A 15,478-nucleotide genomic window follows, 5' to 3' on the forward strand; every position below is an offset into this window, starting at 1 on the left:
CGAGGTGAGTACGGGTGGTGATGTGGTGCCGGCCGAGGCGGTGTCGCGGGTGCTGGAAGCGGTGCCGGGGATTGTGGTCCGCAACACGTACGGACCTACCGAGATGACGTTGTGCGCCACGCAGGTGGCGTTCACCGATCCGGCTGAGGTGGGTGGGGTGTTGCCGGTCGGCCGTCCGATGGACAACACCCGGGTGTATGTGCTGGACGATCGGCTGCGGCAGGTCCCGGTGGGCGTGGCCGGCGAGTTGTATCTGGCGGGTGCGGGGATGGCCCGTGGCTACCTGAACCAGCCGTCGATCACGGGCGAACGTTTCGTGGCCGATCCTTTCGGTTCCGGCGGGCGCCTCTACCGCACGGGTGACCTGGCCCGCTGGACCGCCGACGGGCTGCTGGAGTTCGCCGGTCGTGTCGATGATCAGGTGAAGGTGCGCGGCTACCGGGTCGAGCCGGGTGAGGTCGAGACGGCGCTGAGTGCGTATGTGACGCAGTCGGTGGTGGTCGCCCGGGGTGATGCGCTGGTGGCTTATGTGGTGCCGGCCGATGTCGACACCGTGGTGGTTCGCGAGGCGTTGGCGGCCCGGTTGCCGGAGTACATGGTGCCGTCGGTGTTCGTGGGTCTTGACGTGCTTCCGTTGACGGGTAACGGGAAGGTCGACCGTCGGGCGTTGCCGGATCCGGAGGTCACGGCCGGGCGTGGCCGTGGTCCGGAGTCGGTGCGTGAGGAGATCTTGTGCGCTGTGTTCGCCGAGGTGCTCGGGCTGGATGCGGTCGGTGTCGACGACAGTTTCTTCGACCTGGGCGGTCACTCGCTGCTCGCGGTGACGCTCGTGGAGCGGCTGCGGGTCCGGGGGGTCTCGGTCGATGTCCGTACGCTGTTCGCCGAGCCGACACCGGCCCGGCTGGCCGTGGTGGCCGGCCGGGATCCGGTCGAGGTCCCGCCCTGCCTGATTCCTGCGGGGGCCACCGAGATCACCGCCGAGATGGTGCCGCTGTCCGGCCTGACCACCGAGCAGCTCGCCGTGCTGGCGGCCGCGGTGCCGGGCGGCGCCGCCGAGATCGCCGACGTCTACCCCCTGGCCCCCCTGCAGGAGGGCATGCTCTTCCACCACCAGCTGGCGGCGGGCGACGAGGCGGACCTCTACCTCAACCGGCACGTCCTGCGGTTCCCGTCCCGGGCGGCCGTCGACGGATTCCTGACCGCCTGGCAGCACGTCATCGACCGGCACGACATCCTCCGCACCCTGCTCGTCTCGGCCGACCTGCCGTACCCGGTGCAGGTGGTCCTCCGGCACGCCACCCTTCCGGTGACCGAGGTTCCAGCGGCCCCGCCCGGCACGCAGGCCCTCCCGTGGCTGCTGGCCCGCGCGTACCGGCCGATGGACCTGGGCCGGGCGCCGTTGATGGACGCTTTCACCTGCCCCGAGCCGGAGGAGGACGGCTGGCTGCTCGTCCTGCGCGGGCACCACATCCTGCAGGACCACACCACCACCGACGTCCTGATGGCCGAGGTGCGGGCGATGCTGGACGGCTGCGGCGATGACCTGCCCGCACCGGTGCCGTACCGGGAGTTCGTCGCTCAGGCGCTGCTCGGTATGCCGGCGGCCGAGCACGAGGAGTACTTCTCCCGGCTGCTCGGCGAGGTCACCGAACCCACCGCGGCGTACGGCGTCCTCGACGTGCGGGGTGACGGCAGTGATGTCGACGAGGCCCGCTCCTTGCTGCCTGGGCCGGTCGCGCGACGGCTGCGCGAGGCGGCCCATCGTGCCGGGGTCAGCCCGGCGACGCTCTTTCACGTGATCTTCGCGCGGGTCCTCGCGGCGGTGTCCGGCCGTGAGGACGTGGCCTTCGGGACCGTGCTGTTCGGGCGGATGCGGGCGGGTGCCGGTGGTGATCGGGTGCCGGGTCTTTTCATCAATACCCTTCCTGTGTACGCGCGTACGGCGTCGATCGGCGTGCTCGATGCGGTCCGGGGGATGCGGGCGCAGTTGGCCGATCTGATGGTGCATGAGCACGCCTCGTTGGCCTTGGCGCAGCGGGCGAGCGGGGTGACGCCACCGGCGCCTTTGTTCACGGCCATGTTCAACTACCGGCACAGCGAGCAGGCGGTCGCCGAACAGCCGGACACGCGGGTCGTCTGGGCCGAGGAGCGCACCAACTACCCGCTGACCGTGGCGGTGGACGACTTCGGCGACGGCTTCGGGTTCGCGGTCCAGGCCGTCGCGCCGATCGCGGCCGCCGCGGTCGGCGACCTGCTGCGGACCGCGACGGTGAACGTGCTGGACGCCCTGGACCGAGAGGAGGCCACCGAACTCGCCGACGTACCTGTTCTGAGTCGCGCTGAACTGGATGAGTTCGCTGGCTGGAATGACACGGTGGTTCCGGGTGTCTCTGCTTCGCTGGTGGATTTGTTTGCCGTGTCGGTTTCCCGGTGGCCGGGTGCGGTGGCGGTGGTCGACGGTGGTGTGGAGTTGACCTTTGCGGAGTTGGACGAGCGTTCTACTCGGCTGGCCCGGGCTTTGGTGGGTCGGGGGGTGGGTCCGGAGGTCCGGGTCGGTGTGGTGATGCCCCGTTGCCTGGATTTGGTTGTGGTGTTGCTTGCGGTGGTCAAGGCGGGTGGTACGTATGTGCCGGTGAATCCGGAGGATCCGGCGTCGCGTCGTGAGGCGTTGCTGGCGGATGCCGGTGTGACGGTGGTGTTGTCCGGGGTGGACGGCGTGTCCGGTGTGGATGATGTGTCGTCGTCGGGTGTGGTGTTGCCGGTGGTGGATGCGGGTGTGGGTGCGTATGTGATGTTCACGTCGGGTTCGACGGGTGTGCCGAAGGGTGTGGTGGTGTCGCAGGCTGATGTGGTGGATCTGGTCTCGGACCGGTGCTGGGGGTTCGAGGGCCGCGCGCGGGTGTTGATGCGTGCTCCGCATTGGTTCGACGCGTCGGTGTACGAGGTGTGGGTGCCGCTGGTTTCGGGTGGCACGGTGGTGGTTGCGGGTCCGGAGCGTTTTGATGCTTCGGTGTTGCGCCGGTCGGTGGCCGAGCACGGGCTGACTCATGTGCACCTGACGGCTGGGCTGTTCCGGGTGGTGGCTCTGGAGGATCCGGGGGCGTTCGGGGGCCTTGCCGAGGTGAGTACGGGTGGTGATGTGGTGCCGGCCGAGGCGGTGTCGCGGGTGCTGGACGCCGTGCCGGGGATTGTGGTCCGCAACACCTACGGACCTACCGAGATGACGTTGTGCGCCACTCAGGTGGCGTTCACCGACGTGTCGCAGGTGGGTGGGGTGTTGCCGGTCGGTCGTCCGATGGACAACACCCGGGTGTATGTGCTGGACGATCGTCTGCGCCCGGTGCCGGTGGGAGTGGCCGGTGAGTTGTATCTGGCGGGTGCGGGGATGGCTCGTGGTTATCTCGGCCGCTCGGGCCCGACCGGCGAGCGCTTCGTCGCCGATCCGTTCGGCGGTTCCGGCGGGCGTCTGTATCGCACGGGTGACCTGGCCCGGTGGACCGCCGACGGGCTGCTGGAGTTCGCCGGTCGTGTCGATGATCAGGTGAAGGTGCGCGGGTTCCGGGTCGAGCCGGGTGAGGTCGAGGCGGCGCTGACCGGGTTGCCGGAGGTCGCCCAGGCGGTGGTGACCGCGCGTGAGGACGGGCCGGGTGGTAAGCGGTTGGTGGCCTATGTGGTGCCTGCGGAGAGTGCCGATGGGGTCGATCAGGCCGCGTTGCGGGTGGCTCTCGCGCGGGTGCTGCCGGAGTTCATGCTGCCCTCGGTGTTCGTGGCCCTGGAGGCGCTGCCCCTGACCGGCAACGGCAAGGTCGACCGTCGGGCGTTGCCGGATCCGGAGGTCACGGCCGGGCGTGGCCGTGGGCCGGAGTCGGTGCGTGAGGAGATCCTGTGCGCCGCGTTCGCCGAGGTACTCGGGCTCGACACGGTCGGCGTCGACGACAGCTTCTTCGACCTGGGCGGTCACTCGCTGCTCGCGGTGACCCTGGTCGAGCGGCTGCGGGTCCGGGGCGTCTCGGTCGACGTGCGCACCCTGTTCGCCGAGCCCACCCCGGCCCGGCTGGCCGCGGTGGAAGGTGTTGCCACGGTCGAGGTCCCCCCGTGCCTGATCCCGGAGGATGCCACCGAGATCACCGCCGAGATGGTGCCGCTGTCCGGGCTCACCACCGGGCAACTGGCCACCGTCGCCGCGGCCATCTCCGGGGGAGCGGGCAACATCGCCGACGTCTACCCCCTCGCCCCCCTGCAGGAGGGCATGCTCTTCCACCACCGGCTCGACGGCGAGGACCCGTACCTGCTCGACATGGTGCTGCGCTTCGCGTCCCGGGACCTGGTCGACGAGTTCCTGAGCGCGTGGCAGCAGGTGATCGACCGGCACGACATCCTGCGCACCGGTATCGTCCACGACGACCTGCCGTACCCGGTCCAGGTCGTGCACCGCCGGGCCGTGCTGCCGGTGACCGAGCTGGATCCGGCGGACCGGCCGGCGGGCGAGGATCCGCTGACCTGGCTCCGGGCCCGCGCCGCGACGCCCATGGACCTGACCCGGGCGCCGCTGATGGACGCCCACCTTGCCCCCGAGCCGGGCACCGGGCGCTGGCTGCTGGTCTGGCGCAGCCATCACCTCGTGCAGGACCACACCACCACCGACGTGATCCTGGACGAGATCCAGGCGTACACCGAGGGCCGGTCGGCGGAGCTGCCACCGCCGTTGCCGTACCGGGAGTTCGTCGCTCAGGCGCTGCTCGGTATGCCGGCGGCCGAGCACGAGGAGTACTTCGCCGGCCTGCTCGCTGAGGTCACCGAACCGACGGCGCCCTACGGGGTCCTCGACGTGCGCGGCGACGGCACCGGGACGTCGCAGGTGCGGGTGCCGGTGCCGGACGACGTGACGGCGCTGATCCGGGAGCAGGCGCGCCGGCACGGTGTCACCCCGGCGACCGTGTTCCACGTGATCTGGTCGCGGGCGCTGGCGGTGATGGCGGCCCGCGAGGACGTCGCTTTCGGCACGATACTGTTCGGACGGATGCGGGCCGGCGCGGGCGGTGACCGGGTACCGGGCCTGTTCATCAACACCCTTCCTGTGTACGCCCGCACCGACGTCTCCGTGTCCGGTGCCCTGAGGGCCATGCGCGACCAGCTGGCCGACCTGATCGTGCACGAGCACGCGCCGCTCGCCCTGGCCCAGCGCGCGAGCGGCGTCCCCGCTCCGGCCCCCCTGTTCACCTCGATCTTCAACTACCGCCACACCGGTACGTCCGCCGGCGCGAGCGTCGCGGCCGAGGCCCAGGTCGAGCAGCTCAGCGGAGAGGAGCGCACCAATTATCCGCTGACCGTGTCGGTCAACGACACCGGCACCGGCTTCGAATTCGCCGTGCAGGCGGTCGCCCCCATCGACGCGCCGGCGGTGTCCGGTCTCCTCCAGGACGTCGCCCGCACCGTGATTACGGCGCTGGCCGGGTCCCCGTCGGTGATGCTGTACCGGGTGCCCGCCGCGAGTCCCGCCGAGCTGCGGCGATGGGCGCTGGACGGCAACGACACGGCGCGCGGGGTTCCGGCCACGACGGTTCCGGCCATGGTCGCCGAACAGGTCGCGGCCACCCCGGACGCGGTCGCGGTGGACGACGGCGACGTCACGATGACCTACCGGGAGCTCGACGCGCGCTCGAACCGGCTGGCCCGGGCGCTGATCGGGCAAGGCGCCGGGCCCGAACGGCGGGTCGCCGTGCTGCTGGACCGCTCGGCCGGGCTGGTGACGGCGCTGCTGGCCGTGCTCAAGACCGGCGCCGCGTACGTGCCGCTCGACCCGGCCTACCCGGACGCCCGGATCGCCTCCCTGTTGCGCGACGCCGGGGCCTGCGCCCTGGTGACGGGCGCCGGGACGGTGGCCGCGGCCGGTGATCTCCCGGTGATCCGGCTGGACGACGAGGACGGCCTTGCCGGGTACTCGGACGACGTCCTGACCGCGAGCCCGGGGCCGCTGCCGGGCAACGCGGCGTACGTCATCTACACCTCGGGCTCGACCGGCCTGCCCAAGGGCGTCGTCGTGACCCACCGCTCCGCCTGCCACTACCTGGCCTGGGCCCGCAGTGCCTACCCGGGACTGGCCGGGACCGCCCTGGTGCACTCGTCGGTGGCGTTCGACCTCACCGTGACCGGCGTGCTCGGCCCGCTGGTGGCCGGTGGCCGCGTATGCCCGGCCGACCTCGACGCTCTCGCCGACGGGCCGCGCCGGCCGGCGCCGTCGTTCATGAAGGTCACGCCGAGCCACCTGCCGCTGCTCGACCTGCTGCCGTCGTGGGCCGCACCCGGGCAGGACCTGGTCATCGGCGGCGAGGCGCTGCACGGTGCCCAGCTCGCCCGCTGGCGCGAACGGCACCCGGCCACGGCCGTGACCAACGAGTACGGCCCCACCGAGGCGACCGTCGGCTGCGTCGCCTGGCGCATCGAACCCGGCGGCGATCCGGGCCCGGGAGCGGTCGGCATCGGCCACCCGATCTGGAACACCCGCGCCTACGTGCTCGACGAGGCCCTGCACCCGGTCCCGCCCGGCGTCGAGGGCGAACTGTACGTGGCCGGGGCCGGCCTGGCCCGTGGCTACCTGAACCACGCCGCGCTGACCGCCGAGCGCTTCGTCGCCGATCCGTTCACCCCGGGCGGCCGGCTCTACCGCACCGGCGACCTGGTGCGCCGGGACGCGGACGGCGGCCTGCGCTACCTGGGCCGTACCGACCAGCAGGTCAAAATTCGCGGCTTCCGGGTCGAGCCGGGTGAGGTCGAGGCGGCGATCGTGGCGAAACCCGGGGTGGTCCGGGCCGCAGTGGTCGTGCGTGAGGACGTGCCGGGCGACAAGCGTCTGGTCGCGTACGTTGTGGGTGACGCCGATCCGGCCGCGCTCGCCGCTGGGCTGGCCCACGAGTTGCCGGGACATCTTGTTCCTGCGGCCTTCGTGACCGTCGGTGAGCTGCCGCTGACGGTCAACGGCAAGCTGGACCGGCGGGCCCTGCCGGCGCCGGAGTACGCCACGAGTCCGGCCGGCCGCGCGCCGCGTACGCCGCGGGAGGAATTGCTCTGCGGTGTGTTCGCCGAGGTTCTGGGCGTTGCGACGGTCGGTGTCGACGACAGTTTCTTCGACCTGGGCGGCCACTCCCTGCTCGCCACCCGGCTGGTGTCGCGGATCCGGACGGTCCTCGGCGTCGAGATCGGCCTGCGGCAGGTCTTCGCCACCCCGACAGTGGCCGGCATCGCGCGGCTGACCGGGGCCGCGGAGGCTGCCCGTCGGGCACCGGCGCCGGTCACCCGTCCTGTGGAGCTGCCGTTGTCGTTCGCCCAGCAGCGGCTGTGGTTCCTCAATCGGCTCGAGGGCCCGAGCGCCACCTACAACATCCCGCTGATCCTGCGGCTCTCCGGCGACCTGCGGGTGCCGGCCCTGCGCGCGGCCCTGAACGATCTCATCGGCCGCCACGAGAGCCTGCGGACCCGGTTCGCCGAGATCGACGGCCGGCCCTGCCAGTACGTGCTCGACCCCGGCGAGGCCGCAGTGGACCTGCGGGTCGTCGAGGTGCCGACGGGGGAGCTGCCCGGGAGCGTGACCGAGGCCGCCGGGTACCCCTTCGACCTGAGCACCGACCTTCCGCTGCGGGCCGTGCTGTTCCCGGCCGGCGAGCGGGAATGGGTGCTCGTCCTGACGGTGCACCACGTCGCGGCGGACGGCTGGTCGATGGGTCCGCTGTGGCGGGACCTGTCCGAGGCGTACGCGGCCCGGGCCGAGGGGCACGCACCCCGGTGGACCCCGCTGCCCGTGCAGTATGCCGACTTCACTCTCTGGCAGCGTGATCTGCTCGGTTCCGGTGACGACCCCGGCAGCGTGCTGAACGAGCAGGTCGGCTACTGGCGTGCGGTGCTGGACGGTGTGCCGGCCGAGCTCGATCTGCCGGTGGACCGGACCCGGCCGCCGGTTGCCGGTCATGAGGGTGACACTTTCGTCGTGGAGGTGCCCGCGGACCTGCATGCCCGGCTGCGCGAGGTCGCCCGTGCGCATCAGGTGACGGTGTTCATGGCTTTGCAGGCGGCTGTGGCGGTGATGCTGTGCCGCTCGGGAGCCGGAACGGACATCCCCCTGGGCACCGCGGTGGCCGGGCGCACCGACGAGGCACTCGACGACATGGTCGGGCTGTTCCTCAACACGCTGGTGCTGCGGGCCGACCTGTCCGGCGACCCGTCGTTCGCGGCGCTGCTCGGCCGGGTCCGGGAGGCCGGGCTCGCGGCCTACGAACACCAGGACGTGCCGTTCGAGCGGCTTGTGGAGGAGCTGGCGCCCGAGCGGTCGCTGTCGCGGCACCCGCTGTTCCAGGTGATGCTGACGCTGCGCAACGCGGGCGCGGCCGGCCTCGGCGACCTGGACGGCGTGCGGGTCGAACCGATGCCAGGCGGCCGGGCGTACGCGACCTTCGACCTGGGCCTGGACTTCGCCGAGCGGTTCGATGCCGAGGGCGCCCCCGCCGGCCTGGAGGGTCTGGTCACCTACCCGGTTGAGCTGTTCGACCGGCCCACCGTGCGGGCCCTCGGCGCGCGGCTGGTCCGGGTGCTGGACGCCGTCACCGCGGACCCGGGTGAGCCGATCGGCCGGCTCGCGGTGCTCGACCCGGCGGAGCGGCGGCAGGTGGTCCACGAGTGGAACGACACGGCGCGGCCGGTCCGGGACGTTTCCTTGCCGGAGCTGTTCGCCGGCTGGGTCGCCCGGACGCCGGACGCGGTGGCGGTCAGCTGGGACGGTGGTTCGCTGACCTACCGGCAGCTCGACGCCCGGTCCAACCGGCTGGCCCGGCGGCTGGCCGGGCACGGCGTCGGCCCCGAGGTCCGGGTCGGCGTGGTGTTCGACCGGTCGCCCGATCTGCTCGTGACCCTGCTCGCGGTGCTGAAGGCCGGCGGCGCGTACGTGCCGGTCGATGTACGCTCGCCGGCCGCCCGGCAGGCGGCCGTGCTGGCCGGAGCGGCCGTCGTGGTGGCCTCCCCGGCGTACGCGGACGGCTGCACCCGGACGGCCCCGGGCGCGGTGGTCGTCTCGGTCGACGGTGACGGGCCCGGCGACGGTGAACCCCTGCGGACGACGCCGGATCCCCGGTCGCTGGCCTACGTCATGTTCACCTCCGGCTCGACCGGTGTGCCGAAGGGCGTCGGCGCCACCCACCGCGACGTGGCCCAGCTCGTGAGCGACGGGTGCTGGGACTTCGATGGCACCATGGCGGTGCTGATGCAGGCGCCGCATTCGTTCGACGGCTCGACGTACGAGATCTGGGTGCCGCTGACCCGCGGTGGCCGGGTGGTGATCGCTCCGCCCGGTGACCTGGACGCGGCGTCGCTGCGGCGGCTGGTGGCCGGTTCCGCGGTGAACCATGTGCACTTGACGGCCGGGCTGTTCCGGGTTGTTGCGGAGGAGGACCCGGCGGCCTTCACCGGTGTTGCGCGTGTGCTGACCGGTGGTGACGTGGTGCCCGCGGTGGCGGTGCGGCGGGTCCTCGAGGCGGTGCCCGGCATCGACGTCCAGGTGTCGTACGGTCCCACCGAGATGACGTTGTGCGTCACCCAGATGTCGTTCACCGACCCGGCTGAGGTGGGTGCGGTGGTGCCGGTGGGGCGGCCGATGGACAACACCCGTGCCTACGTGCTGGACGCGGGGCTGCGGCCGGTGCCGGCGGGTGTGCCCGGGGAGCTGTACCTGGCCGGCGCCGGTCTGGCCCGCGGTTACCTCGGCCGACCGGGCCTGACCGCGGAGCGCTTCGTGGCCGACCCGTTCACCCCGGGCGGGCGCCTGTACCGCACCGGCGACATGGTCCGGTGGACCCGCGACGGTGTCCTGGAGTTCCGCGGGCGGGCCGACGAGCAGGTCAAGGTGCGGGGGTTCCGGATCGAGCCGGGGGAGATCGAGGCCGTGCTGGGCGCCGATCCGTCGGTCGCGCAGTCGGTCGTGGTGGCGCGGGGCGACGCGCTGGTGGCGTACGTGGTGCCGGCCGACACGGACGCCGACACGGACGCGCTGCGCGAGCTGCTGGCGAGCCGGCTGCCCGAGTACATGGTGCCGTCGGCGTTCGTGGCCGTCGACCGGCTGCCGCTGACCGGCAACGGCAAGGTCGACCGCCGCGCCCTGCCCGCTCCTTCGTACGCCGGCACCACGACCGGCCGTGGCCCGCGCACGGTTCGCGAGGAGATCATCTGCGCGGTCTTCGCCGAGGTGCTCGGGCTCGAGTCGGTCGGCGTGGAGGACAGCTTCTTCGACCTCGGCGGTCACTCGCTGCTCGCCGTCACCCTGGTCGAGCGGCTCCGCGCCCGCGGCGTGCCGATCCAGGTGCGGACCCTGTTCGCCGAGCCGACCCCGGCCCGGCTGGCCGAGGCGCCCGGCCCCGACCGGGTCGTCGTGCCGGCGTGCACGATCCCCGACGGCGCCACCGAGATCACCGCCGAGATGGTGCCCCTGTCCGGCCTCACCACCGGCCAGCTCGCCGTGCTCGCGGCGGCCGTACCGGGCGGCGCTCCCGAGATCGCCGACGTCTACCCGCTGGCCCCGCTGCAGGAGGGCCTGTTCTTCCACCGCCAGCTCGAGGCGCGCGGCGACCAGGACCTTTACCTGCTGCGGGAGATCCTGCGCTTCGACTCACGGGACGGCCTCAACGCGTTCCTGACCGCCTGGCAGAGCGTCGTCGACCGGCACGACATCCTGCGGACCTCCCTGCACTGGCGGGACCTGCCGCAACCCGTCCAGGTCGTGCACCGCACGGCCACCATGCCGGTCACCGAGCTCGACGCCACCGGCGCGCCGGAGGGTGACGGCCTGCTCGCCTGGCTGCTGGCCCACAGCGACGGCCCGCTGCCGCTGGAGCGCGCGCCGCTGATGGACGCGCACGTCGCGCCCGAGCCCGGCGCGGAGGGCTGGTTCCTGATCCTGCGCAGCCACCACATCGTCCTCGACCACACGACGATGCAGGTCGTCATGGCCGAGGCGCGGGCCTTCTCCGAGGGGCGCGAGGACACCCTGCTGCCGCCGCTGCCGTACCGGGAGTTCGTCGGCCAGACCCTGCTCGGCGTCGTCCGGGCCGAGCACGAGGAGTACTTCTCCCGGCTGCTCGGCGAGGTCACCGAGCCCACCGCGGCGTACGGCGTCCTTGACGTGCGGGGTGACGGCAGTGATGTCGACGAGGCCCGCTCCTTGCTGCCCGAGCCGGTCGCGCGACGGCTGCGCGAGGCGGCCCGCCGTGCCGGGGTCAGCCCGGCGACGCTCTTCCACGTGATCTTCGCGCGGGTCCTCGCGTCCGTGTCCGGCCGTGAGGACGTGGCCTTCGGCACGGTGCTGTTCGGGCGGATGCGGGCGGGTGCCGGTGGTGACCGGGTGCCGGGTCTTTTCATCAACACCCTTCCGGTGTACGCCCGCACCGCCGGCCTGTCCGTGCTCGACGCCGTCCACGCGATGCGGTCGGGGCTGGCCGATCTGATGGTGCACGAGCACGCCTCGTTGGCCTTGGCGCAGCGGGCGAGCGGGGTCACGGCACCGGCCCCGCTGTTCACGGCGGTCCTCAACTACCGGCACAGCGGCGCCGGTCCCGCTTCCCGTCAGGACAGCCAGGTGATCTGGGCCGAGGAACGCACCAACTACCCGCTGACCGTGGCGGTGGACGACTTCGGCGACGGCTTCGGGTTCGCGGTCCAGGCCGTCGCGCCGATCCCGGCCGCCGCGGTCGTCGACCTGCTGCGGACCGCGACGGTGAACGTGCTGGACGCCCTGGACCACGACCCGTCCCAGGAGCTGGCCGGGGTGCCGGTTCTGAGCTCCGCTGAACTGGACGAGTTCGCTCGCTGGAACGACACGGTGGTTCCGGCTCGTCCGGTTTCGCTGGTGGATTTGTTCGCGTCGTCGGTTTCGCGGTGGCCGGGTGCGGTGGCGGTGGTCGACGGTGGTGTGGAGTTGACCTTTGCGGAGTTGGACGAGCGTTCTACTCGGTTGGCTCGGAGTCTGGTGGGTCGGGGGGTGGGTCCGGAGGTTCGGGTCGGTGTGGTGATGCCGCGTTGCGTGGATTTGGTTGTGGTGTTGCTTGCGGTGGTCAAGGCGGGTGGTACGTATGTGCCGGTGAATCCGGAGGATCCGGCGCTGCGTCGTGAGGCGTTGCTGGCGGATGCCGGTGTGACGGTGGTGTTGTCCGGTGTGGATGATGTGTCGTCGTCGGGTGTGGTGTTGCCGGTGGTGGATGCGGGGGTGGGTGCGTATGTGATGTTCACGTCGGGTTCGACGGGTGTGCCGAAGGGTGTGGTGGTGTCGCAGGCTGATGTGGTGGCTTTGGTCTCGGACCGGTGCTGGGGGTTCGAGGGCCGCCCGCGGGTGCTGATGCGTGCTCCGCATTGGTTTGACGCTTCGGTGTATGAGGTGTGGGTGCCGTTGGTTTCGGGTGGCACGGTGGTGGTTGCGGGTCCGGAGCGTTTTGATGCTTCGCTGTTGCGCCGGGCGGTGGCCGAGCACGGGCTGACGCATGTGCACCTGACGGCTGGGCTGTTCCGGGTGATTGCTCTGGAGGATCCGGGGGCGTTCGGGGGCCTTGTCGAGGTGAGTACGGGTGGTGATGTGGTGCCGGCCGAGGCGGTGTCGCGGGTGCTGGAAGCGGTGCCGGGGATTGTGGTCCGCAACACGTACGGGCCGACGGAGATGACGTTGTGCGCGACGCAGGCGGCGTTCACCGACGTGTCGCAGGTGGGTGGGGTGTTGCCGATCGGTCGTCCGATGGACAACACCCGGGTGTACGTGCTGGACGATCGTCTGCGCCCGGTGCCGGTGGGCGTGCAGGGCGAGTTGTATCTGGCCGGTGCGGGGATGGCCCGTGGCTACCTGAACCAGCCGTCGATCACGGGTGGGCGTTTCGTGGCCGATCCTTTCGGCTGCGGTGGCCGTCTGTATCGCACGGGTGACCTGGCCCGGTGGACGCCTGATGGTTTGCTGGAGTTCGCCGGTCGCGTCGACGATCAGGTGAAGGTGCGCGGGTTCCGCGTCGAGCCGGGGGAAGTCGAGGCGGCGCTGGGCGCTGACCCGTCGGTCGCGCAGTCGGTCGTGGTGGCGCGGGGTGATGCGCTGGTGGCTTATGTGGTGCCGGCCGATGTCGACACCGTGGTGGTTCGCGAGGCGTTGGCGGCCCGGTTGCCGGAGTACATGGTGCCGTCGGTGTTCGTGGGTCTTGACGTGCTTCCGTTGACGGGTAATGGGAAGGTCGACCGTCGGGCGTTGCCGGATCCGGAGGTCACGGCCGGGCGTGGCCGTGGTCCGGAGTCGGTGCGTGAGGAGATCCTGTGCGCGGTTTTCGCCGAGGTGCTGGGTGTGGACGCGGTCGGCGTGGAGGACAGTTTCTTCGACCTGGGCGGTCACTCGCTGCTCGCGGTGACGCTCGTGGAGCGGCTGCGGGTCCGGGGCGTCTCGGTCGACGTGCGCACCCTGTTCGCCGAGCCCACCCCCGCCCGGCTGGCCGTGGTGGCAGGCCGGGATCCGGTCGAGGTCCCGCCGTGCCTGATTCCTGCGGGTGCCACCGAGATCACCGCCGAGATGGTGCCGCTGTCCGGCCTGACCACCGGGCAACTGGCCACCGTCGCCGCCCAGATCCCGGGCGGGGCGGCCAACATCGCCGACGTCTACCCCCTCGCCCCCCTGCAGGAGGGCATGCTCTTCCACCACCAGCTCGACGGTGAGGACCCGTACCTGCTCAGCGTGGTTCTGCGGTTCGACGGGCGGCGCCGGCTCGACGCGTTCCTGAGCGCGTGGCAGCAGGTGATCGACCGGCACGACATCCTGCGCACCGGTATCGTCGGCGACGAACTGCCGTACCCGGTCCAGGTCGTGCACCGGACGGCCACCCTGCCGGTCGTCGTGCTCGAACCGCCGGCCGGCGCCGATCCGCTCCCGTGGCTGCTGGAACGGGCTTCGACCGGCATGGACATGTCCCGGGCGCCGCTGATGGACGCCCTGGTGGCCGCCGAGGAGGGCACCGGCCGCTGGCTGCTGGTGCTGCGCAGCCACCACATCGTCCAGGACCACACCACCACCGACGTGATCCTCGGCGAGGTCCGGGCGATCCTCGACGGGCGCGCGCACGAGCTGCCCCCGCCGGTGCCCTATCGCCAGTACGTCGCTCAGGCCCTGCTCGGCGTTCCGGAGTCCGGGCACGAGGAGTACTTCGCCGGCCTGCTGGGGGAGGTCACCACCCCGACCGCGCCGTACGGCGTCCTGGACGTGCGAGGCGACGGCACCGGCGTCTCGGAGACCCGGGTCGCGCTGCCCGCCGAAGCGGCCCGGGAGCTTCGCGAGCAGGCGCGGCGTCACGGGGTCAGCCCGGCGACACTGTTCCACGTCATCTGGTCGCGTGTCCTGGCCGCGACCTCCGGCCGCGGCGACGTGGTCTTCGGCACCATTCTTCTCGGACGCTCGCACGCCGGCGCGGGCGGCGACCGCGTACCGGGCCTGTTCATCAACACTCTGCCGGTGTACGCCCGCACCGCCGGCCTGTCCGTGCTCGACGCCGTCCACGCGATGCGCTCAGGGCTGGCCGACCTGATGGTGCACGAGCACGCCTCGCTCGCGCTGGCCCAGCGGGTCAGCGGGGTGACCGCGCCCGCGCCGTTGTTCACGTCCCTGTTCAACTACCGGCACATCGGCCTTCCCGCCGGCGCGGACGAACCGGCGGACACCGGGATGGAACAGCTCTGGGGCGGCGAGCGTACGAATTATCCGTTGTTGGTGTCGGTGAATGACTTCGGTGTCGGTGTGGGGGGTGGTTTTGAGTTTGTGGTGCAGGCGGTTGCGCCGATTGATGCTGGTCGGGTTGGTGAGTTGTTGTGTGCTGCGACTGAGGGTGTGTTGAGTGCTCTGGTGTATGAGCCGTCGCGGGCGTTGGAGAGTGTTCCGGTGTTGGGTGAGGGTGAGTTGCGGGAGTTGTTGATCGGTCGTAATGAGACTGCGCGGGGGGTTGTGGCGGGTAGTGTGCCGGAGTTGTTTGCGGCGCGTGTTGCTGTGGCGCCGGATGCGCCGGCGGTGACCGGTGTCGGTGGGACGGTGTCGTATGCCGAGTTGGATGAGCGGTCGGATCGGCTGGCGCGGTTGCTGATCGGTGCGGGGGTGGGTCCGGAGTCCCGGGTTGGTGTGTTGTTGCCTCGTTCGGTGGATCTGGTGGTGGGTCTGCTTGCGGTGGTCAAGGCGGGTGGTTGTTATGTGCCGGTGGATCCGCAGTGGCCGGCGGCTCGCAGGCAGTTGCTGGTGCGCGATGCGGGGATTGTGCTGATGCTGACCGACCGGAATGTGATGGGGGTTGTTGGGGACTGTCCGGTGTTGTTTGTGGATGATCCGGGGGTGGGGCAGGTTGTGGGGGGTGCGGTGTCCGGTGTGGTGCGGACTCCGGAGAGTGCTTTGTATGTCTTGTACACGTCGGGGTCGACGGGTGTTGCGAAGGGTGTTGTGGTGCCG

Annotated in this window: 1 protein-coding gene (cut by a window edge); it reads left to right on the top strand. The window is 71.4% G+C overall.

Annotated features, from left to right (window positions below; translation table 11 throughout):
* Positions 1-4: 4 nt before the first annotated feature.
* Positions 5-15,478 carry the 5' portion of a non-ribosomal peptide synthase/polyketide synthase gene (locus tag ITX44_RS39705; protein WP_307795707.1) on the top strand. It continues 13,881 nt past the right edge of the window, so only the first 15,474 of its 29,355 coding nucleotides appear in the window; the start codon lies at positions 5-7; its stop codon lies beyond the right edge, outside the window.

The organism is Actinacidiphila acididurans, from assembly GCF_016918855.1.
Classification (GTDB): Bacteria; Actinomycetota; Actinomycetes; order Streptomycetales; family Streptomycetaceae; genus Actinacidiphila; species Actinacidiphila acididurans.